At 36.3% G+C, this 22493-nt stretch carries 21 protein-coding genes and 3 tRNA genes; 17 read left to right on the top strand and 7 right to left on the bottom strand.

The genetic code is table 11. The features are described from left to right. Nucleotides 1-8 precede the first annotated feature (8 nt). The 14 genes from nqrM (at nucleotide 9) to AC27G3_RS07155 (ending at nucleotide 15271) form a co-directional block, all read left to right on the top strand. Nucleotides 9-230: a (Na+)-NQR maturation NqrM gene (nqrM, locus tag AC27G3_RS07220; protein ID WP_487120164.1), complete on the top strand. Its 222-nt coding sequence runs from the start codon at nucleotides 9-11 to the stop codon at nucleotides 228-230. A 223-nt stretch (nucleotides 231-453) separates the two neighbouring features. After that, nucleotides 454-3318 carry an alkaline phosphatase family protein gene (locus tag AC27G3_RS07215; protein ID WP_487120162.1) on the top strand — a complete coding sequence of 955 codons (2865 nt, stop codon included), beginning with the start codon at nucleotides 454-456 and terminating at the stop codon, nucleotides 3316-3318. A 30-nt stretch (nucleotides 3319-3348) separates the two neighbouring features. Beyond that, a complete protein-coding gene (locus AC27G3_RS07210; protein WP_487120161.1) occupies nucleotides 3349-4011 on the top strand; it encodes a Bax inhibitor-1 family protein in 663 nt (220 codons plus the stop codon). Nucleotides 4012-4258: 247 nt separating this feature from the next. Then, entirely contained in the window at nucleotides 4259-4738 is a 480-nt protein-coding gene (locus AC27G3_RS07205) for a DUF3015 domain-containing protein (protein ID WP_487120159.1), read from the top strand. Nucleotides 4739-4831: 93 nt separating this feature from the next. After that, the gene (locus AC27G3_RS07200; RefSeq protein WP_487120157.1) at nucleotides 4832-6724 is read left to right on the top strand and encodes an Lnb N-terminal periplasmic domain-containing protein; all 1893 of its coding nucleotides are present in this window, start codon (nucleotides 4832-4834) and stop codon (nucleotides 6722-6724) included. Between the two features lie 139 nt (nucleotides 6725-6863). Then, nucleotides 6864-7910 (top strand): DNA polymerase IV, encoded by a 1047-nt coding sequence (gene dinB / locus AC27G3_RS07195; RefSeq protein WP_487120155.1) that lies wholly within the window; start codon nucleotides 6864-6866, stop codon nucleotides 7908-7910. Between the two features lie 74 nt (nucleotides 7911-7984). Next, the gene (locus AC27G3_RS07190) at nucleotides 7985-8482 is read left to right on the top strand and encodes a regulatory protein RecX (RefSeq protein WP_487120154.1); all 498 of its coding nucleotides are present in this window, start codon (nucleotides 7985-7987) and stop codon (nucleotides 8480-8482) included. A gap of 96 nt (nucleotides 8483-8578) precedes the next feature. Next, the gene (alaS, locus tag AC27G3_RS07185; RefSeq protein ID WP_487120153.1) at nucleotides 8579-11203 is read left to right on the top strand and encodes an alanine--tRNA ligase; all 2625 of its coding nucleotides are present in this window, start codon (nucleotides 8579-8581) and stop codon (nucleotides 11201-11203) included. 64 nt (nucleotides 11204-11267) lie between these two features. Further along, nucleotides 11268-12482: an aspartate kinase gene (locus AC27G3_RS07180; protein WP_487120151.1), complete on the top strand. Its 1215-nt coding sequence runs from the start codon at nucleotides 11268-11270 to the stop codon at nucleotides 12480-12482. A 139-nt stretch (nucleotides 12483-12621) separates the two neighbouring features. Next, nucleotides 12622-12816: a carbon storage regulator CsrA gene (gene csrA / locus AC27G3_RS07175; RefSeq protein WP_487120149.1), complete on the top strand. Its 195-nt coding sequence runs from the start codon at nucleotides 12622-12624 to the stop codon at nucleotides 12814-12816. A 207-nt stretch (nucleotides 12817-13023) separates the two neighbouring features. Beyond that, nucleotides 13024-13115: transfer RNA gene (locus tag AC27G3_RS07170), tRNA-Ser, on the top strand. 60 nt (nucleotides 13116-13175) lie between these two features. Beyond that, nucleotides 13176-13252, top strand: a tRNA-Arg gene (locus AC27G3_RS07165). 79 nt (nucleotides 13253-13331) lie between these two features. Next, nucleotides 13332-13408 (top strand) — tRNA-Arg (locus AC27G3_RS07160). 411 nt (nucleotides 13409-13819) lie between these two features. Then, nucleotides 13820-15271 (top strand): MFS transporter, encoded by a 1452-nt coding sequence (locus AC27G3_RS07155; RefSeq protein ID WP_487120147.1) that lies wholly within the window; start codon nucleotides 13820-13822, stop codon nucleotides 15269-15271. A 75-nt stretch (nucleotides 15272-15346) separates the two neighbouring features. On the opposite strand, the gene AC27G3_RS07150 is transcribed toward AC27G3_RS07155, so the two are convergent. Further along, nucleotides 15347-16369, bottom strand: a complete 1023-nt coding sequence (locus tag AC27G3_RS07150) for a LacI family DNA-binding transcriptional regulator (RefSeq protein ID WP_487120146.1) — start codon at nucleotides 16367-16369, stop codon at nucleotides 15347-15349. A 187-nt stretch (nucleotides 16370-16556) separates the two neighbouring features. Here AC27G3_RS07150 and AC27G3_RS07145 point away from each other — a divergent pair, with 187 nt between their 5' ends. Then, nucleotides 16557-17735, top strand: coding sequence for a DUF547 domain-containing protein (locus tag AC27G3_RS07145; RefSeq protein ID WP_487120144.1), 1179 nt, complete (start codon nucleotides 16557-16559; stop codon nucleotides 17733-17735). Nucleotides 17736-17777: 42 nt separating this feature from the next. On the opposite strand, the gene AC27G3_RS07140 is transcribed toward AC27G3_RS07145, so the two are convergent. After that, nucleotides 17778-18548, bottom strand: a complete 771-nt coding sequence (locus AC27G3_RS07140; RefSeq protein ID WP_487120142.1) for a hypothetical protein — start codon at nucleotides 18546-18548, stop codon at nucleotides 17778-17780. A 20-nt stretch (nucleotides 18549-18568) separates the two neighbouring features. Beyond that, on the bottom strand, nucleotides 18569-18745 hold the full coding sequence (locus tag AC27G3_RS07135) for a hypothetical protein (protein ID WP_487120140.1): 177 nt from the start codon (nucleotides 18743-18745) through the stop codon (nucleotides 18569-18571). A gap of 350 nt (nucleotides 18746-19095) precedes the next feature. On the opposite strand from AC27G3_RS07135, the gene AC27G3_RS07130 reads away from it, so the two are divergent. Next, on the top strand, nucleotides 19096-19272 hold the full coding sequence (locus AC27G3_RS07130) for a hypothetical protein (protein WP_487120138.1): 177 nt from the start codon (nucleotides 19096-19098) through the stop codon (nucleotides 19270-19272). 77 nt (nucleotides 19273-19349) lie between these two features. Here AC27G3_RS07130 and AC27G3_RS07125 read toward each other — a convergent pair whose 3' ends face one another. Next, nucleotides 19350-20075 (bottom strand): YebC/PmpR family DNA-binding transcriptional regulator, encoded by a 726-nt coding sequence (locus tag AC27G3_RS07125; RefSeq protein ID WP_487120136.1) that lies wholly within the window; start codon nucleotides 20073-20075, stop codon nucleotides 19350-19352. A gap of 293 nt (nucleotides 20076-20368) precedes the next feature. Here AC27G3_RS07125 and AC27G3_RS07120 point away from each other — a divergent pair, with 293 nt between their 5' ends. After that, complete coding sequence (locus tag AC27G3_RS07120; protein ID WP_487120134.1) at nucleotides 20369-20623, top strand: hypothetical protein; 255 nt, start codon at nucleotides 20369-20371, stop codon at nucleotides 20621-20623. A 98-nt stretch (nucleotides 20624-20721) separates the two neighbouring features. On the opposite strand, the gene AC27G3_RS07115 is transcribed toward AC27G3_RS07120, so the two are convergent. The 3 genes from AC27G3_RS07115 to AC27G3_RS07105 form a co-directional block, all read right to left on the bottom strand. After that, on the bottom strand, nucleotides 20722-21675 hold the full coding sequence (locus AC27G3_RS07115; protein ID WP_487120132.1) for a PDC sensor domain-containing protein: 954 nt from the start codon (nucleotides 21673-21675) through the stop codon (nucleotides 20722-20724). A 48-nt stretch (nucleotides 21676-21723) separates the two neighbouring features. Next, on the bottom strand, nucleotides 21724-21846 hold the full coding sequence (locus AC27G3_RS07110) for a hypothetical protein (RefSeq protein WP_487120130.1): 123 nt from the start codon (nucleotides 21844-21846) through the stop codon (nucleotides 21724-21726). A 72-nt stretch (nucleotides 21847-21918) separates the two neighbouring features. Further along, nucleotides 21919-22434 carry a hypothetical protein gene (locus AC27G3_RS07105; protein WP_487120128.1) on the bottom strand — a complete coding sequence of 172 codons (516 nt, stop codon included), beginning with the start codon at nucleotides 22432-22434 and terminating at the stop codon, nucleotides 21919-21921. Nucleotides 22435-22493 lie beyond the last annotated feature (59 nt).

Raw genomic sequence — 22493 nt, 5'->3', positions numbered from 1 at the left:
TATTCAAAATGATGATTTTCATGGTCACTTTAGGTTTTTTCCTTGTGGTAGTAATGGCAATGGCCGTTGGTTATATTTTCCAAAGTAAAACCTTAGCGGGGAGTTGTGGTGGTTTAGCTTCTGTGGGTATTGAGAAAGCGTGTGATTGTGACAATCCATGTGAAAAACGACAAGAACGCGAACGTATTGCTGCTTTAAAAGAAGAGCAAATATCCATTAAAAATATTTAACTTTCCTACGGTTAAGCACTCAGTTTAACCGTTATTATTTTCGATTTATCCATTAATGGTTTTAAAAAATTAATGGATATCGTTATTGTATTGATTAACACTTCCCAGACTTATTTATTCGTTTATTATATACTTGCTTGTTTTTTAATATGTTATTAAACCGATAAGTTTTGCCCTTCGATTTTAAATCTTCATTGCCAAGCGCATATTTAATAAGGACGTTATGAAAAGTTATTTGCGTAATTTTCGAAAAAACACCGTAGTTTTACTCATGTTAGTAAGCTGTACTAGTCATGCTGAACTAGGCGATACACCTATTATTGGTAGCATTTTTAATGCGAGTGAAATAATGAGAGATGAAATCGTCGCTTCTATGCATTTTTCGTCAAAATTTACTCGCGATGCAACCCTTTTTACAATAGCCGGTGTCTCGCTTGATGCATACATTTTAACGCTCCCTTTAGAAGGAGATGTTAAAAAGCGTGTGATTAGCCAACTCAGCAATCCTAGTTATGCTATACCATTAGGACATTTTCTTTATAGCTATTATGATCGTTATAATCATTTAAGCCAAGATGATGAATTTAAAGAATATCTTGGCAGTGTTTATGATGAAAAAACATTAAAAAGTTATGAACATAGCTTATATCAACAAGGTAAAGAAAGTGATGTTCTCGCTAAAGAAAGTGGACAAAACGGTCATTCAGGAGGCATAAAAACAGATCGCCAGTTTATTGCCTCTATGGTTATTATTTATGATGCTTTAGTCAATATTGGTCACTGGCAAGCCATGGATAATTTGCCTGATAAATACACTTACTTAACAAAAAGCGCTAAAGATTTAGCTTTAGTCAACAAAATCCAACCCATAGTGATTAACATTGTTGAACAAGCTATTAAAGGCATGGATGAAGGCGATATGAAAGCCATGCTACAAGCTATTGTCGAAGATGGAAAAGCAGAACATAAGCATAAAATAAATAATAAAGCACAAGCATTAACGATTACTTTAATCGATTTTGTGCGCTTAAATGTATTAAAAGCTTACCGACAATTTGTTTTTAAAACACAGCGTGAAGAGAGTTTAAACCAATGGATGCAGGATACTTTTACTGATAATCCATCACTTTTAGTGACGTTTTTACAATCTCAACAAAATCGCCGATATGCTGTGCAAATAACCGTTGACGGGTTACAGCAAGGCTTAATTGAGGGTCTTGTAGACGCTAGTAAGCCTTTTATTAATCGAGTGGCTATTGAACATAAGCAACAACAAGCTACTGCGACTGAAAATTTTAACCAACAAACTCAATTTCTCTCGTTGCTGGCTAATGAAAATTATCAAGATAGTGCTTATTTGCCGTTTTTTAAGCAATTATATAAAAATTATCCAACCTCAATTGCGCGCGTTGGTATTTCTTCAACGCCGACTATTAGCGTTCGTAATTTACCTATTATAAAAACAGGCGCTAAAGTGTCTGGCGACTCGGGGACGGGCGTACCTAATTTTCATTTTATTGATAGAAAAGAAGACAGGGCTTATTACTTTTTCGGTAATGATGCGCTTCAGCTTGATCGTCTACTTGATAAAAACAAAGTGAAAACTATGTTTGATCGCCTTGTTTATCTTAATACGCTGAACTGTAATGCTCAATACGATTGGAATGCACATACTAGTTATGATGGATTAGTCAATTTAGGTTTAGGGGAGGTGCAACGAGATTACGGAGAAAAACGTTGTATAAAAGAGCTTAACGAACGAGCCGATGAAGAAGTTAAATTGAGAGTTAATCGAGATAAGTTGATTGAAGATATTAAAAGTTTTAATCAAATGTCTTATTTTGATTTTTTCACGAAATTAACTAAAAAATGGAAAATAGAAAAAGCCATTGAAGCGCTAGCTAAGCAAGACAGTTTAGGCATGCCTGACTTTACCTTGATTTATAACCCTTGGCCTGATCACTTTGCGCACTTTGCTGGGCCGTTCAGTGATGAGGTTATTATGCCAACAGGGGAGTTAAATCGTCTGGACTATTGGTTAAGCGCAACAGAAAAAGCTTATAAACGCGCAGGAATTTACCACAATACCTTATGGGGCATGGCAGGCGATCATGGTTTAGCCCCAATCTACCAATCGTTAAACCCTGAAAAAGTTGTATTTCAGGCTTTGTCAGAAGATTTAGGTTATCCCATATTAGTAAAGAAAATTTCTTCTGATGAGGGCGAAGGTCCTAAAATAACTAACGCACTTAACTATGCCAGTAATAGAAATATTGACGTGGTTGTCGCTTCTACTGCAGGCGGTAATATGATGTTTGATTTTTTTAATGCCGCGTTAGGTTGGCAAGTTCAGCCTGTTTACCATGAGCTTATACATTGGAAACCCGTGAATGAAAAAACAGACAAAAAAATAGATGTTATTACTGAAACCGTTGAGCGTTTAAAAGATTCTTTAGATTACATGGTAGTAAGAGAGCAACAATGCAGTATTGAAAAATGCAAGGTAAGACTCATTGGTTACCGTGATGGAGTCAGAGTTGATGAAACGGTAGAGAAAGTAGCGGATAAGTTATTCTACGCCAGTTTATCAGGTAAGGATTTAGCATTGTTAGCGGTAAACTCTGTTAATAAGTATCGCGAAAAGCCATCAGAGAAAATGTTGAAGGACCATTATCGATTAGTTGATCAGTGTATTAATAAAGCTAAAGAAAATGAGGTGGATTCTTGGTGCAATACTTCGCAATGGCGAGAACTCACTATGATCACTCAACGTCCTGACTCAGTTAACCAAATTGTTAATATATATGCCGAGGATCGTGCAGGTACGGTGAACTTATTTCCTAAATTAGGTATGGGCTTTAATACAAAAGTGCCAGGGCGACATGCGGGCGAAAGTTATTTTGAAAAAGATGCTTTTATCGGTTTTTGGGGAACACCTATAGGCGATAATCCAGTGCCACTGAATATTGAAGAAAATGGCTCATTAGCACCCACAATGTACGAGTTTCTAACTGGCGAGCACGTTGAGGTTGGCGTTAACGGTTGGGGATATCCATCATTAATCGACAAACTTGATATTGACCAGTAACAGTAAGTTAATTTTTTAGTATATAAGGAAATGAAAATGGAAGTAAACGTATTCGATCGAAGGGAAACTAGCGATACCCTAATTAGCGGTTCAGTTTATAACTTAGTGATAGGTTTAACATTGGTCTGGGGCTTCGCCATAAATTGGTTAATGGTTGAAAATATTCCCGTAGAGTCTATTAGTAGTGTTAATCCTATTTTATTTTTTATCGGATATTTTGCTTCGTGTTTTTTGGGGATTTATTTATTCAGTAAATCTGAAAGTCCTGTAGTGAGCTTTATTGGTTATAACTTTGTTGTAGTGCCTTTTGGATTAATCATCAACCTTGTGGTGAGCCAATACAATCCTGATATTGTCTTAGAAGCCATTAGAGTTACAGGTATGGTTACTTTTGTGATGATGTTATTAGGCTCTATGTACCCTGCTTTTTTTAAGAAAATAAGTGGTGGTTTAACCATTGCACTATTGTGTGTGATTGTTGTAGAGCTAATTGAAATATTTATCTTTAATACTCATCACGGCATTCTCGATTGGATAGTCGCGGTAATATTTTGTGGCTATATTGGCTACGATTGGGCCAGAGCAAATGCTATTCCAAAAACTTACGATAATGCCATCGACAGCGCCGCTGCACTTTATATGGACATCATAAATTTATTCCTACGAATATTAAGAATTCTTGGCAGAAAATAACCCTTGATAGAATGAAACACAATAAATTATGCCTTAGTCGGTTTTATACTCCACAACTTATTAAAAATCAATAGCTTAATTGTTTTTTTTAGCTGAGCTTTTGTATGTGCGAGTACAATGAAAAGTATTGAATAAAAAGTATAGTAATTGCTAAAACACTATAGAGTTAACGCTCTATTTATATTAAAATCGAACAGGTACTTACATTGGTAAGTATAAGTTTTATAAAATATTATAGGGATTTACTATGAAAAAATTACTAATTGCTTCAACTTTATTAATGTCGACTTCGGTACTTGCTGATGCACCAGGTAGCCAAACGTGTGGTTGGGGTAATATGCTTTTTAAAGGACAGTCAGGCACTCCTAGCCATGTGCTTGCTGCAACAACTAACGGTTCTACTGGTAACAATACTTTTGGTATGACGTTCGGTACAAATGGTTGTTCAACAAAAGGCACATTGACTTACGGCGGTAAGGAAATGGTTGACGTAAGCATGATTATGGATGAGTTTAGTGAAGATGTTGCGCGTGGCGACGGTGAAGCATTAACTGCTGTAGCTGTTTCTTTAGGCGTAAAAGAAGAAGATCGTGCATTGTTTAAATCTACATTACATAACAACTTTAATTCTATTTTCCCTTCAGAAAATGTAACAACTGAACATGTTGTTAGCACTATGTTTACTTTAATGAAAAATGATAAAGCACTAGTTAAGTACACCGCTTAGTCGTCTATTATTTTTGAAATAAAGGCTGCTATTCGGTAGCCTTTTTTATTTGATTATATCTAATTTATTGGGCTCAGAGCTCAATAAAAAATCATGCTTACTCCTAATTTACTGATGATGACAATGAAGTCTACTTTAGCGATTTTTTTCTTACTAACCGTTTTGAGCAAAGCGAGCAATGCACAAGACTTTCTAACAATTAATGCACTAGCTAATAGTGAGCCATGGTTGGCGCTACTACATATCAAACCCCAAGCCTCTGAAAGTGATTTAATCAGTTATGTCGACGACAATAGTTTCTTTTTAGCGACAGATGGCGCCATTAACCCTAAAAATGAGCTGTTATCGACAATAAGCGCACTTAAAACACAAGTAAAGATCCAATGTAAATACCCTGCTAGAACAAATTTTCTCTTAGACAATGTTAAGGGGTTAGCCGAAGAGGTTGAACGTGTTAACACACAAGAATGTCGTGAATATAATGACTGGCGCGAACAGCTTAATACCACCTCTGTTGTTTTAGTTTTTGCTGCTGCACAACTTAATAGTCCTTCATCAATGTATGGGCATACTTTTTTAAGGTTTGACCCTGATAATGTAGAAAAAAACTCTACTTATTTATCTTACGCACTGAATTTTGGTGCCACAGTACCAGATGGCGATGAAGGTTTTCTTTATGCTGCAAGAGGCTTAACAGGCGGTTATCCAGGCAATTTTGCTGCGAACCCATATTTTGAGAAAATTAAAGAATACAACCAATTAGAAAATAGAGATTTATGGGAGTATCGGCTTAATTTAACTCAAGATGAAATCAACACTATGTTAGCGCACATGTGGGAATTAAAAGGGGTAAATTTTGATTATTACTTCTTTGACGAAAATTGCTCGTTTCGATTATTAGAACTACTCGATGTTGCAAGACCGGGATTTAATTTAGTCGATAATTTCCCAGTAACGACTATGCCACTTGATACAATTCGTGTTGTTGACGATGCAGGCTTCGTTGATGATGTGTTTTACAGACAGTCAATATTAACGGAATTAGAAAATCAATTATTACAATTATCTGATACTGAGCGCCAATTAGTGCTCGCTTTATCAGAAGATGAAAACTTATTAACAAGCCAGCAGTTTGCAACTTTAACCTCTAACAAACAGCAGTTAATTGTCGATAGTGCTTATCGGTATTTACGTTATCAAAACACTTTTAATGGTCGTCAACAAGCAGTAACAAGAAGAAGCTTTTTGTTGTTAAGACACATGAGCAAAAATCCCGTAACAATAGCCATAGATAATATTGTTCCAGCAAGGCCTGATAAAGGGCACAAAACCACCATGTGGGGCTTGGGTGCAGGACAACGAGATGAGCAATCATATTTACAATTACAATACAGAGGCAGTTACCATGACTTACTTGATCCGTTAGCGGGTTATTACTCTGGCATGTCGTTGAATATGGTGAATGCTATTGTGCGTGTTTATCACGATGACAAAATAAAATTAGAAAAAGCAGAGTTACTCGATATTATTTCGCTAACTCCCAGAAATGACTTTTTTAAGCCATGGTCATGGAAAGCTAATGTTAGCCTCGAGCAACAATGGACAAATGGTAAAGAAAGGTTAATTACCCAAGGCTCTGGCGGCGGCGGTGTAAGCTACCAGCCTATTGATAACAGTTATGTTTATTTATTAGGCACTGCAAGAGTTGAATTTAACAAAAACTTAGACAGTTTTATTTCACTAGCACCCGGAATAAATATAGGTTTTCTATATAATTGGCAAAATGCTGGGTTACTTATTGATGCGCAGTACTATCAGTTTTTATTTGATCAAACGGAGCGTACACGAGTAGGCATTCAACAAAGTTGGCAATTGGCGACCAATCATAGCTTAAGGCTTTCAGCAAGTTACCATAAAGTAGAAAACAAACTTACCGAACAATACGACTTTCAAGAATACAAACTAGAATATCGCCATTATTTCTAAACTTGCTGCAACAACAAAAGCCTCATTTAATTAAAAATATATCACTAGATTGCTATTTTCTTTTAATATGATAAATTAACTGTTGTTATATACAGTTGTTGTGTCGACTGATGCAACTCAACGTCATGTTGGAGAGAAAATGCGCAAAATAATACATATAGATATGGATTGTTTTTACGCCGCCGTTGAAATGCGTGATTTTCCAGAATATCGTAATATTCCTTTAGCCGTAGGAGGTTCAGGTCCGCGAAGTGTTTTGTGTACCTGCAATTATATTGCACGGCAATTTGGCGTTCGCTCAGCGATGTCTTCAAAGCGAGCTTTGCAACTTTGCCCTGACTTGTTAATTGTTAATGGGCGCATGTCCGTTTATCAAGAAGTTTCCCAAAAAATAAGGGCGATTTTTTCACAGTACACTCAAATTGTTGAACCACTGTCTCTTGATGAAGCTTACCTTGATGTAAGTAATTCAACCTTGTTGGGTGGTAGCGCAACCTTAATCGCACAGAAAATTCGACAACAAATTTATGATGAATTACAGCTAACAGCATCGGCGGGTATTGCACCTAATAAATTTTTGGCAAAAATAGCGAGCGATGAAAATAAACCCAATGGTCAATGTGTTATAGCGCCAGAGTCTGTATCGGCATTTGTTGACACTCTAGCATTAAAAAAAATCCCTGGTATTGGTCCTAAAACAGCGGAAAAACTTAAAAATAAAGGCTTTGAAACTTGCCAAGACGTAAGAGCAAGCTCTATTGCTGAACTGCAGTTTGTAGTTGGAAAATTTGCTAATGTTTTATACCAACGAAGCTTTGGCGAAGATAGCCGTGAACTTGAGGTGAGTAGACAAAGAAAATCGTTAGCCATAGAAACTACATTAGCTCAAGATCTTAGCTCAGAAGACGAGTGTATTTCTGTGATTAATCAGCTTTTTCCTAAATTGGAACAGCGGCTAGAAAAACACCAACAAAGGCAAATTGTTCGCCAAGGCATTAAATTAAAGTTTTCAGACTTTAATCAAACCACTGTCGAGCAGCAAAGCTTGCATTGTGATAGAACTACGTTTGTAAAATTACTCGCAACTGCAATAGCGCGAAGTAATAATAGAAGTATTCGTTTAGTTGGTTTAACGATAGGCTTTTCCAATGAGATGAGTAGCCAGCAATTAGAGTTATTCGCCTAGATATACTCTGACGTTAAATTCCTTTATCCTATAGCCTTCAATATTAATAAATCTGATTAACTTTTAGTTCGTTCATGAAAAAAGAAATTCTACATCGTGCTGTCGACTTATTATCAAGGCGCGAACATTCCCATAAAGAACTGCATCAAAAGCTAATGAAGAAAGATTTTGCTAGCGATGAAATTTTACCCGTTTTAGCTTACCTTATAGAAAAAGATTATTTGAGTGATGAACGGTTTGCTCAAAGTACTCTAAGAGTTAGAGTTGACAAAGGATTTGGTTGGTTATACATCAAAAATGAACTCAATCAAAAGGGCGTTTGTTCCACGATTATTAATGAACTTAATAAAAATGATGAAATTGATTGGTATCTTCAAGCTGAGCTTGCGTATAATAAGCGTTTTAGTACGCCGCTTGTTGATTATTATGTTCATGAAAATGATGATCGTAATGCTTTATCAAAAAATAAAGCCTACCAAGCAGCCGTTAAAGAAAAGGCAAAAAGAATGCGTTTTCTTCAATATCGTGGTTTCTCTCCTGATCAGATCATGACAGTATTGAACCTAGACTAACTCAAGGTTTGACAGAGTATAAATCTGTTGTTAACAGAATGAGTCTATTGCGCCTTATTTTTTTACCGATTACATAATAGATTATTTGGATATTACATGATTAAAAGCACCGCTGAAATTCGCCAAGCATTTTTAGAGTTCTTTGCTGCCAAACAGCATCAAATTGTTGCAAGTAGCTCTTTAGTTCCCGGAAACGATGCCACCTTATTATTTACAAATGCGGGAATGGTGCCTTTTAAAGATGTTTTTTTAGGTGCTGAAAAGCGTAGTTATAATCGTGCAACGTCTTCTCAACGTTGTGTACGCGCAGGTGGTAAACATAACGATTTAGAAAATGTAGGGTATACCGCTCGCCACCATACTTTTTTTGAAATGTTGGGTAACTTTAGTTTTGGTGATTACTTTAAAGAAGACGCTATGCGTATGGCATGGGAGTTTTTAACTACGGTTTTAGGCTTACCCAAAAATAAACTATTAGTAACTGTTTATGAAAGCGATGAAGAAGCGTTTGCTTTTTGGCGAGACGAAATTGGTATTCCAGTTGATAAAATAATTCGTATCGGTGATAAATCTGCTGATAAAAAGTATGAATCTGATAATTTCTGGTCAATGGGTGATACTGGCCCTTGTGGTCCGTGCTCTGAGATATTTTATGATCACGGTGAAGAAATTTGGGGTGGTCCTCCAGGCTCTCCAGAGGAAGACGGTGATCGATTCATTGAAATTTGGAACTTAGTTTTCATGCAATTTAATCGTCAAAGTGACGGTGAGATGCTTCCACTTCCTAAGCCTTCTGTTGATACAGGTATGGGCTTAGAACGTATTTCAGCGATCATGCAAAATGTGCATAGTAATTATGAGATAGACATTTTTCAGGCGTTGATTAAAGATACCGCAAAATTACTTTCATGCGATGATTTAGCGCATAAATCTTTACGTGTTATTAGCGATCATATTCGCTCATGTAGTTTCTTAATTGTTGATGGTGTGATGCCATCAAACGAAGGTCGTGGTTATGTGCTGCGCCGTATTATTCGACGTGCTATTCGCCATGGTCATAAATTAGAAGCAAAAGGGCACTTTTTCCACAAATTAGTTTCGTCATTAGTGACTCAAATGGGGGATGCTTATCCTGAACTTGTTCAACAACAAAGCATTATCGAAAAAATGCTTCGCATTGAAGAAGAACAATTTGGTCGTACATTAGATCGCGGCATGTTGTTACTTGAAGACATCTTATCGAATTTATCTGGCGATACTATCGCGGGCGATGATGTCTTTAAACTTTATGACACGTATGGTTTCCCAGCAGATTTAACTGCAGATATTGCTCGCGAACGAGATATACAAATTGATAAAGACGGATTTGATCTCGCGATGAGCGAACAACGAAAACGTGCGCAAAAAGCCAGTCAATTTGGTACCGATTATAACGAACAATTAAAGTCTGATCATAAAACATCATTTAAAGGCTATACCTCAGATAATTACTCAGCAACGGTTGTTGAACTATTTAATTGCGACGAGTCGGTAAATGAATTGGCTGTTGATGAACCAGGTATGGTTATTCTTGATTCAACTCCATTTTATGCTGAATCGGGTGGTCAAGCGGGCGACACGGGTGTATTAGAAATTGATGACGGTATATTTGAAGTTCATGATACTGTTAAATTAGGTAATGCTTTTGCTCATAAAGGTATTGCTCGCGTTGCTATAGGCGTAAATCGACGTGTTAAAGCGCGCATCAATAAAGAGCGCCGTGCCGCTATTGTTAAAAACCATACGGCAACGCATTTATTACATGCAGCATTACGTAAAGTGTTAGGCGAGCATGTCACTCAAAAAGGCTCACTCAACGAAGCTGATAAATTGCGTTTTGATTTCTCGCATTTTGAAGGTGTCACCGCTGACGAATTAAAAGCAGTTGAACAAATGGTTAACGAAGAAATCCGTAGTAATTTATTACGTGAAACCGAGTTAATGCAGATTGACGATGCTAAAGAAAAAGGCGCAATGGCGTTATTTGGTGAGAAATACGACGATGAAGTACGCGTAGTTACCTTAGGTGGTTTTTCTACTGAGCTTTGTGGTGGCGTACATGTTGAGCGTACGGGTGATATTGGTTTATTTAAAATTACTGCTGAGGCTGGTATTGCCGCTGGGATCCGTCGTATAGAAGCAGTAACTGCCAACAGTGCATTAACTTTTGTAGAGCAACAATCACAGTCTTTAACTGATATTGCAGCATTGGTGAAGTCTGATGTTAGTAACGTTACTGATAAAGTTGAGCAATTGATTAGCCGTGGTAAACAACAAGAAAAAGAAATTAATCAACTTAAACAGCAGTTAGCAGCACAAGCAGGCTCTGATCTTGTGAGCCAAGCAGTAGATATTAATGGCTTCAAAGTACTTATTGCTGATCTAAACGGTGTTGAGTCTAAAGCATTACGCGGTATGGTGGACGAGCTTAAAAATAAAATGGGTTCAGCTATTATTATGTTAGCGACTGCCAATGAAGGAAAAGTTGGCTTAATTGCTGGTGTAACTAAAGATCTTGTTGGTAAGGTTAAAGCGGGTGAATTAGTTAACATGGTCGCTATGCAAGTTGGTGGTAAAGGCGGTGGTCGCCCTGATATGGCGCAAGCTGGCGGTAGCCAACCAGAAAATATTGGCCAAGCGCTTGCTAGCGTAACTCCTTGGTTAACTGACAAACTGTCTTAGGCAAGTCTATATGACATTAATCACTCGCATTTTTTTCTTTAACTAGTGTGATGGTTATTCTGTAATGGCTGTTATTGTTCAGAAATACGGGGGAACCTCAGTAGGTTCCCTTTCTCGTATTGAAGCGGTTGCTGATCATATTGTTGCAACTCGCCGAAAAGGCCACCAAGTGGTGGTCGTTTTATCAGCAATGTCTGGTGAAACTAATCGATTACTCTCCTTAGCAACTTCGATAGATCAACAACCCGCAACTCGCGAGTTGGATATGCTCCTCGCCTCAGCAGAGCAAGTAAGTATTGCTTTACTTACAATTGCATTGATTAAACGTGGCTTTTCAGCTGTTTCGTTATTGGCTCATCAAATTGGTATAAGTACTGATAATAATTTTGGTCGTGCACGGATTAAGTCTGTGTGTAATAAAAGATTGTTACAATCACTAGAGCAAGAGCAGGTGGTTGTTGTCGCTGGTTTTCAAGGACAAGATGATGATAATAATGTAACCACTTTAGGGCGGGGTGGCTCAGACACTTCAGCCATTGCAATTGCTGCTGCACTAAAAGCGTCTGAATGCCAAATTTTTACCGATGTTGATGGAATATATACCGCAGATCCTCGTGTTGAACCTCAAGCTAAAAAAATAGAGAAAATAGCCTTTACTGAAATGTATGTAATGGCAAGCTTAGGCGCTAAAGTATTGCAAAATAGAGCGGTTGAATATGCCATTCGTCATAATATGCCTATAAGAGTTTTAAGTAGCTTTAAACCTGGAGAAGGAACCCAAGTAATGAATGAAGATGCCTTAGTGTCTGAATCGTTTAATAGACAAGCAGTAACAAATATTGCTCACCAAGATTCAGAAGTGCTAGTTGAGGTTCAAGGAATTAAAGATCAACAATCAGTTGCTGAGATATTTTTAATTTTGGGTGAGGCTGGCATTGAGCTTGATATGATTACACAGACAATGCCAGGTACTTGTAACAGCAATGTTAAATTTACAGTTTCTCAACAAAATTATTGTAAAATTGATGATCTTTTACATAAAATGACACAAAAAAACAGCATTAGGGCTATTCAATACAAGGATAAGGTTGTTAAACTATCAGTAGTTGGTATAGGGATGAAATCTCATGCGGACATAGCAGGAAAGCTTTTTACTGCCTTAGTCGATGAAAACATCGAAATACTGTTAATTTCAACTTCAGAGATTAATATTTCTGTACTTATAGACGAGCCATTTCTTACACAAGGCGTACGCTGCTTACATCGTACTTTTATGTAGAACCTTTACTATAAGTCACTATTTTTACAAACTTTATTATTATTTTTCGTGCGTTTAGTTAAAAACTAAGCTAACTTTATAGTTAGTAGGTGTTTGTAAAAGTTTAGTGGAAGTCAATTTTTAAATAAAGGAACATATAATGTTAATATTAACGCGCCGAGTTGGTGAAACTTTAATGATTGGTGATGAAGTTACTGTAACTGTGTTAGGAGTTAAAGGTAACCAAGTGCGTATTGGTGTTAATGCACCGAAAGAAATCTCAGTTCACCGAGAAGAAATATACATGCGTATTCAAGCTGAAAAAGGCGATGATGAATCTACAGGCAATGTATAAATAAATTGTTTAGAAATAACCGGCGACTAGCCGGTTTTTTTTGCTTTAAGCGCTGGGTGATTTAATAATTAGGTAGCGCAAGTTATAAAAGAATTGTCTGAAAAGTACACTTGTTGTTTGATTTGTCACCAAACAATTCAAAAAGACGAATAAAAGGGTAAAAATCGTTTGACTTATTTTTAAGATCCATTAATATTCGCACCCACTGGAGAGGTGGCCGAGTGGCCGAAGGCGCTCCCCTGCTAAGGGAGTATCTGGTTTATCCCGGATCGAGGGTTCGAATCCCTCCCTCTCCGCCATTAATTTTATTTAATGGCTGTGTATCGGTTAAGTAACGATGTAAAAAACAACTTTATTGCGGACGCGTAGCTCAGCTGGATAGAGTACCTGGCTACGAACCAGGCGGTCGCAGGTTCGACTCCTGCCGCGTCCGCCACTTTCTTTTCTTCGCAGAAAGTGGTTTATTTAAGAAGAGCAGCTACTATTAAGGCTGAATAAAGAAATTTTTAGACCGCGGACGCGTAGCTCAGCTGGATAGAGTACCTGGCTACGAACCAGGCGGTCGCAGGTTCGACTCCTGCCGCGTCCGCCACATTAGCTTTTGCTAGAAAAACCAGTCTTATGACTGGTTTTTTTTCGCCTGCAGATTTTACACCTCAATCTTAGTTATATAGACGATCTCCTTTATAGGCAGGGAGGTGGCCAACTACTGCGTGTTATTTTAACGAGTAGAAATAATCACATAGCTAATGTGGTTACTACGATCTATTACTCCCCGCTCTAATGTTTGAATACGTATGCAGCCTATTGTTGTAAAACAGCATTTAAGATTACTATAACATCAGAAGCATGTAGTGAATGATTACTGTTTCCCCTTGTATACGTTTTGTTTAAGCACACCATTTTCGTGTGCTTTTTTTTTCAGTATTTTTTATCAAAAGAATGATGCATAGTGGCTGAGATAAACTCAGATAATAATAATTAATGAAATGTTGAGTATAAAATGAGAGAAAAACCACAGTTAAGTTTTTGGCAAATATGGAATGTAAGTTTTGGCTTTTTAGGGGTGCAATTTGGTTTTGCGCTGCAAAATGCCAATGTTAGTCGTATTTTATCTGATTTAGGTGCAGATCTTCATTCTTTATCTTTGTTTTGGTTGGTTGCTCCGGTAATGGGGTTAATTATTCAACCACTGGTAGGGGCTGCATCAGATAAAACCTGGAATAAGTTTGGTCGTCGTAATCCTTATATCTTAATAGGCGCAATTTGTGCGACTCTTGGTATGTTGATGATGCCTAATGCTGCTATGGTTGTATCCTTTATTACTCCAATGATTTTTGGCGTAATGATGTTAGCTTTAATGGATGCCTCTTTTAATATGGCTTTCCAACCGTTCAGAGCACTAGTGTCTGATATGGTGCCTGAAAAACAAATGACACAAGGTTATTCCATTCAGTCGTTTCTTATTAATATCGGGGCTGTGATAGGCTCTATTTTGCCCTTTGTGCTTACGAATGTTGTTGGTCTAGAAAATAGTGCTGCAGCTGGAAGTGTGGCGCCTTCTGTAGTTTGGGCATTTTATATTGGTGCTACAGTTTTGCTAGGATCGGTTCTGTGGACGGTGATAAAGACTAAAGAGTATGCTCCTCAAGAGTTTTATGCTTTTAAAGGCGTTGATGCCGATGAGGTTGCTAAAGAACAAGCAGTACAGTCAAGCTTAATTGAAAAAATTCAAGGCTTTCTTGGTTTAATGAAAACAATGCCTGTGGTGATGAAACGCTTGGCACTTGTTCAATTTTTCTCATGGTTTGCCCTTTTTATTATGTGGGTTTACACCATGCCTGCTATTGCCCAGCATGTTTGGGGAATTGATGTTAAATGGTTCGATCCAAGTTATATTGAAACTGTTGGTGGTGTTCCTGCTGATATTGCTGCTGCAAAAGGGGCAGCAGGGGATTGGGTTGGGATTCTATTTGCAGGATATTCGTTATTTGCTGCATTTTTCTCAATCGTGTTAGCCAAAATAGCTAATACAATAGGGAGAAAAATGGTGTACTCTCTTGCTTTATTTGCTGGAGGATTAGGTTACTTAAGTTTTGCCTTAATTCAAAGTGGGGAACCAACGATGGTAAATTTACTTATTACTCAAGTTGAAGTACCACAAGGTGCGATTTCTTTATTTATTCCTATGATAGGTGTAGGTATTGCTTGGGCGGCAATTTTAGCAATGCCTTATGCTATTTTAGCGGGATCTTTACCTGCAAATAAAACAGGGGTTTATATGGGAATATTCAATTTTACTATTGCTGCACCGCAAATTGTGTCTGCTTTAAGTGTTGGTTGGATTCTAAATAATCTCTTTAATAACCAAGCTCTTTATATCATTATGCTTGCAGGGATATCTATGGTTTTTGGCGCGATCTCAGTCTACTTTATTAATGAGAATCAAGAATAAAGTATAAGACTAGGGCTTATCGTGAATGGTTGAGCTTAATGGTGTTAGTCATTAAGCTCGAACATGCATGTAGTATTAACTTCCACAAGATTTACGAACAATTAAACTTGTTGGCATTAAGGTTGTACCCGCTTCTTCACCTTTAATTAACTTCAATAATTTTTCAACTAAGAGCTCCCCTGCCAAAATAGTATTTTGACGAGCGGTTGTTAAGGCTGGGTTAGTAAAACTCGCAATAGGGATATCATCGAAGCCGACCACTGCCACATCTTCAGGTATTTTAAGGTTATGCTCAGCTAAAGCTCGCATAGCGCCAATGGCGATTAAATCACTCGCCGCACAAATAGCATCAAATTTTTGGTTACTGTTCAATAATTCGCAAGCGGCCAAGTAGCCGGCTTCTTCAGTGGTAATAGCATCGTATTGCAGTGATTTATCTACAGTTAACTTACTATTTATCAATGCTTTACAGTGACCTAAATAACGGTCAAAAAATTCAGGATAATGACTTGAGGCATAGCCTAGAAAGGCGAATTTTTTTCTCCCATTTTTAATTAAGTGTTCAGTAAGTTGGTAGCCACCATGGAAATTATCACAACCGACTGAAGTAATAGGTAAGTCTTTAACTTCTGCACCCCAACGGACAAAGTGCGTGTTCTGTTCAATCAAATGCTGGAGCTTTTCTTTATAATCAAGGTAATCGCCATACCCTAATAAAATAATACCGTCTGCTTTATTGGTATCCTCAAAATCTGCATGCCAATCGTTATTCATTTGTTGAAATGAAATAAGTAAATCGTAGCCTTTAACCGAGCATGCGCGAGTAATACTGCCTAACATAGTTAAAAAGAAAGGATTAATTAATGAATCGTCATTAGTTGGATCTTCGAAAAGTAGAAGGGCGATTGTTGTACTTTGCTGAGAGCGTAAATTACTCGCGTTTTTATCCACTTTATAATTTAATTCTTTGGCAATAGCTTGAACTTTTAATCGCGTCTCTTGGTTAACCAGTGGACTATCTCTTAATGCACGAGAAACAGTTGATTGCGATACACCTGCCCGATAGGCTATGTCGAAAGAAGTTGGTTTTGATTTCACGCGTTAGATCCCAAACAATAAGAGAAATAAATATTAACCGACCGATAACATTAAGTATATACCCAAATCGCGTTTGATCTCGGTTACAGATAATTGTTGTTTTTTATGAGTTGTTGATTTTTTATACATTTAGGTTTAAGTTGATTATTCAATTATTTAATCAACATTTATTGAATTTGGCGCAGCTATGAATATTAAAATTATATTGTTATTAGTGACTCTAATTATTTCTCATCAGAGTTTTGGATTTGATGAGTCTGAACTTCCTGCTGAATTTCAAGGTTATAAATGGAATTCAACCATTAAAATCTCTTATGAAGACATTACACAGTTATACGATGCTTTTGTGGTAGATATGGGGATGTCAGGGAAGAAAAAGTTAAAACGAAGTAAAGCTAAAACTGGCACACGACTAAAATCGAACAGAAAGCTATATACCGCTTTAGAAGCGAATCGTTTTTATTATGAAAACTTTAAAGATGAAGACACTAAAGTTTTATTGACTAAAGTTCGCAAGAGCCTTGAACAAGTGTCGAATGAAGTACCAATTAATCAATTAAAAGAAAAAGAGCAGCTCGCTTACTGGTTGAATTTATATAATATCACTGTACTTGAGCAGCTAGTGTTAAGGTACCCAATTAAAAACCTAGAAGATGAAATACTCGATGATGATTCGTTTTTAGATGAAAAATTATTAACGGTATCAGGGCATAAACTCTCTTTAAATTATATACACCATAAAATTATTATTGGTAAATTTGGTAAAAATAAAGACGTTATTTACGGCTTATATCAAGGAAATATTGGTAGCCCTAATATTAGAAAAGAAGCTTACACCGCTGATAAAGTCGTTAAGCAACTAGAAGCAAACGCTACTGAATTTATTAATTCTAATCGAGGAGTATTTAAAGGGAAAAAAAATAAGCTGAGAATCTCTAAGTTTTACGAACAAAACCAAGCCGTATTTCCTAACTTTAAAGAAGACTTTACTAAGCATTTACTTTATTACGCCAACGGCCCTATTCGACAAGATATTGAAAATGCGAAATCATTTAAAATGAATATAGAAAATTGGACGATTACTGATGTCTTTGGTTCTGTAAGAACTTATGGTGCCAGCATCAATAATAATGGAGCTGCAATGCTAGATTCAGTCAATAGTAACCAAGACTCAAATGCTGGAGATGGCTTTCAAGGTTCACAAGCGGTTAATATGGGCTTTATTGCTAGCACGGTTTCAGAAAAAACTGTCGATTATGGCCGTTTTTCTGCCGATCAATTAGAGCTGCTTCAAAAAATGAATGATATTCAATTAAAAGCAGACGGTTCTGTGACCATTACTGATATTGAAGAAGATAACCAATAACTTTACCAGCGTAACACTTAACCTTACTTAAAAGGTTAAGTGTTAATTTAAATGAGAGCGGCTTTCAAAGATAATATTCACATTATCCGCTTTCATTATAGTAAATTGCGCGCCTTTGTAGTTAAACAGAATATGGTTGCCGCGATGACTGTTAATGGTAAAGTTAGTCGTTGTATGCGGAGTTTTCATATCATTTTTAAATTCAAGGTAAGTTAGCTTAATTTTGTCTACAGTGATGCCTTGATAAACTAACTGTTTTTTTATGTGGTCGGTAAAATTTGTTCTTACCTCGTGAGTATTAATTTGGTATTGAATGTTTAAATTATCAAAGATTGAGCCGTCAAAAAAACCTTGTTCAAAGTAACCGTTTTTATCGTTATCGACTAAACAAAAGTCACCCGCGCTATGAGAAGTTTCGTTTAAATTAAAGCAAGCGCTAACTATGCCATTTTCTTCTTCACCTTTTTCTTTTAATAAAGGAGATATTGTACCTGACTTAAGTTCAGGGAACTCATCACTGGCAGTTAGCCCATTCACTAATTCTACATATTTAGATTGAGTAGAAAGGTAGAACCCCGTTTCATAATGACTGATTACGCCACCTCTCTCTACCGTATGACTTTGATTTAATTCAGGAGCCATGATGTTAAGTGGTAAGGTTTCTACCACTCTTTTTTCTAATGTAAAGTCGGCTGACGTGGTACTACAGCCAGTTAAAACACTGCTAAGTATTGTAAATAACAGTACCGTTAAACCTACAGGCTTTAAAGGTGACGTAAATAGTTTTTGAAGCGTTTTTACAAGGCTTAACATATTATTTCTCTTTTTTATTGTTATTGAAGTAATGGGGCATTAGCTATCATTTTTATATTTGCTTGCGGAAAGTTGACGCCAGTGTATATAAGTTGCTCACGATCTGCGACATAGGTTAACGGATCGTTGGTTGAAAAACCATTAAGTGGTAATCGAACTAAAGGCTTTACCGATTGCTGTTTAAAGTCATAAACCATTATTTTTCTAGCGTGCCAAGTAATTTAAGAGCAATTATAGGCTTTAATACTAACAATATTTTACATTAATTCATTTTTTTATTTTTAATCTTTTGTTTTTTAATATATTTTTTAATTGATGTATAAATGGTATTTCGTAGGTTGCACTTACTGTATTTTTTTAAAAAAAATAGAATTGTGTTTATGAGCTTACACTTTAATTGAAAATAATACTAAAAAAACATAACACTGTTATAGATATAAAAAGAAATAATGATGAATGAGATATCTATTAGCATTGTTATTTAAACTGCAATTTATATTAGTTTAGTGTGAGCTAGCTGCGGCATTTTGATGTTAAACATATAATTGTGGGTCATACATCTCAAAAACAAATTGAGAGTCGCCATCAAGGTCGAGTGATTGCTATCGATTCGAGTATTAAAAAAGGACAATATGGTGAACTGTTATTTATTGATAGTACGAAAGGGCAAGCCGATAAAATGTGGCGCGGAAGTTTATCTGGTGAAAAGCTTAAATTGAAGTAGTTAACCCAATAAAAAACCCATCATTTTGATGGGTTTAAATTATTTCATTACGCAGCTATAAATTAGCGTAATATCAATTAACCTTTCACTTCAGCATTATGATAAACATTTTGTACATCATCACAGTCGTCTAACATTTCAATAAATTTTTCAAAGTTAGCGATATCTTCTTCTTTTTCAATATCTATGTAAGTTTGAGGTACCCAAGTAATTTCTTCAACTTCTAGCTCAAACTCAGGCATAGAATTAGCAAACTCAGTTTTTATTTTGAAAAACTCAGTATGCGGCGCATAAACGGTAATAATGCCATCTTCTAATTCAACGTCTGATACATCGATATCAGCCATCATTAAATTCTCTAAAACTGCTTCATCATCTTCACCTTTAAAAGCAAACACTGCTTGATGATCAAACATATGAGATACAGTGCCGGTAGATCCTATCTTTGCATTGGTTTTTGTAAAACACTGGCGAACGTCTTTAATTGTACGGTTACCATTGTCGGTTAGACAGTCAATAATTACCATACAGTTACCAGGACCATAGCCTTCATATTGTGCGGCGACAAAGTCTTCACCGCCACTTCCTGAAGCTTTTTTAATCGCATTTTCAATAACATGTGTAGGAACTTGATCTTTTTTAGCTCTGTCAATCAAACTTCGTAGTGCTAAGTTACCATCAGGGTCTATGCCGCCTTCTTTAGCGCTAACATAAATTGCTTTACCATATTTAGAATAAACTTTAGTTTTTGCGCCGGCCGTTTTAGCCATTGATAATTTACGGTTTTGGTATGCTCTGCCCATCTGAAAATCTTCTCATGAAAAAAATATTAATCTATGTTCGATTCTACCAGTCTCAATAAGGTATTGGCAATTACCTGTAGCCGCCTTTGTGGTCTTTATTTGACTAAATTTTTATTATTTTACGTAAGACAATGTCAGAAGCTTTTACACAACCGCATTTTTTATGCTGTTTATTTATAAATAATTTTGATTAATTACTTGAATTATATCGCTTATTTTTTTGCAGGTATGCTTTATGCTTTGTTAAATAATTCGCTTATATATACTATACATAGGGTAGCTAGGTGCTTGCGATGAATAAGCAATGTGACAGGGATCAGCTCATTGAACGTCGACAAGATGAGAGTCGAAATCAAGATTGGTGGCAACAGCTAACCCTTTCTCAAAAATTTTCTGCCAATAGTTTAACCAACTATGGCTACGAGCTCGCTTTTATACGTCAATCTGAAGCTGGCAGTGTTGCTGTATTAATTAAACAGGAGTTTTTCACTACCATAGCAGATGACGGCGCTATAGATACTCGCCCTAATTTACATCTTAGATCGTAAAATATTAAATAAGCGAGCACGTAGTGTTAATTTTATCTATTAATTTTTTATTGAAAGCGTTATTTAAGGATTACTTAAGGTGTAAGTTCAGGTGTTAGTTAAGACGTTATATTAGGGGAGTGATTTAACTTAAGTAGTGTTTCAGCTTTTGCTCCTAAGTAAACATAAATACCTAAACCAATAAGTAAACCTACTGAAGTGGCCATCATCGCGACTGCTTTAGCTAAATATTCTGGTGATCCTAATACCGATTTAAACATTAATAATAATGCTTCAATCGAAACTGCAATTAAAATAGTAGCAATAAATCGAGTAATGGTCCGTCTGGTTGAACTGTGTCTGAATATATCTTTGTGCATTAATACTTCTTCTTCGATCGTCGTTTTACCCAAGTCAAATATTGCTAGCGCTAAAGTAAGGTAAATAATAATGCCAAAAGGTTTTAATTGTAAATCTTTAGGGTTGGGGTTATGCAACAAAGAAGCAATTTCGTCACCAGCAGAAAAGAGTAAAATGCCAACAATAAAAAATAAGCCTATAGCAATGCAAGTATAAATACTGACAAAAAAGGGATGAAATTTCTTTCTTTTACGATCGCCCATTAAAAACTCAATCGCTTGAGCAAGATCAATATCTATGACCAATATACCCATCACTTCACCTGCTTTATTGACATGCTTTAGCGCGGTAGAAATACATAAGTTATGACTTGAACTTGATAAGTAAGGTTCGGTAACAATAATACCATCGTTGTTATTTGCTTTAACAAAGTAGGGGCGGTATGAGCGATCAATACCTAAGCCGTCATTTATTTTATCGTTAGTAAAAATTTTGTTAGAGACATTGGGACTAATTTGTCTGCCATCGCTGCTTAGTGTAAACATCAACTCGACGAAAGGATAATTCCTCCCTAGCCATTTCATCGAGTGTGTTAATGAGGATGGGTCTTTAAAAAATGCTTCATCAAATGTCCCTGCAGTAATTGAAGCCATAAGCTTGTGGATAGAATTTTGATACTCATGGTAGCGTTCAATAACACTAATATAATTCATAATGTAATCGCTTTATTCTATCAATTGAGGGTGAACAAATGTGTTCCATTAATTAGTCTTACTTTTTAAATTGCTGTCGCATATGTTTTGCTCCTGTTCAATATCCCATTGACTAATAGAGATATGTTTAAGTTCATCGATAAATACCGCTATGGCTTGTATAAATTTCATAATGTGTCACCTAAAGTAAAATCAGATTAAAGTTATAGTTCAGAGTTTTTTAGTTCAGTTTACCGCTGATGCTTAGTCAGTGAATGTTTCAGTATATTCATCTATTTCAACTTTAGCGTTAACACTTTGAATAAAAGCTAAGTTACCAGTAGTAACGTTATTCACACTTAATGATTTAGCTACTGTTAAATCGCTTACTGCACCGTCGATATCATCATTTAAATACTTGGCTACTGCACGGTTGCTGTAACTAAGAGATTTAAGGTATAAAGCATTTGAACTTTCAGATTGAATTAGTTTTGAGGCTTCAACTGCAGCCGTACATGCAGATTCAGATTTTATGGTGTTATCACTTTTTAAATAAGCAACACATAATCCCATTGCTTTATCGAATGCCGTTTCTTTTGAGCTATGACGTGACAACCTTTTAATACCCGTTTCAATATCGCCAGCTACAATATTTTGACTACCCATTACACCTTTTACTACAGCAACTTTTAATGCAGGTGCTTGTGCAGATGCAATTGCTGAACTTGTTAGAATAATGCCAGTAAATAAAGCTTTTAATAGTGCAGGTTTAGTGTTCATGATAATTCTCCTTTGGGTTAGTGCATCTTGTTGATGCAGGTCTAATGTAAGGAATATTA

Source organism: Colwellia sp. SU-HH01217, from assembly GCF_057543495.1.
This window is presented reverse-complemented; position numbering and strand designations above follow the sequence as displayed.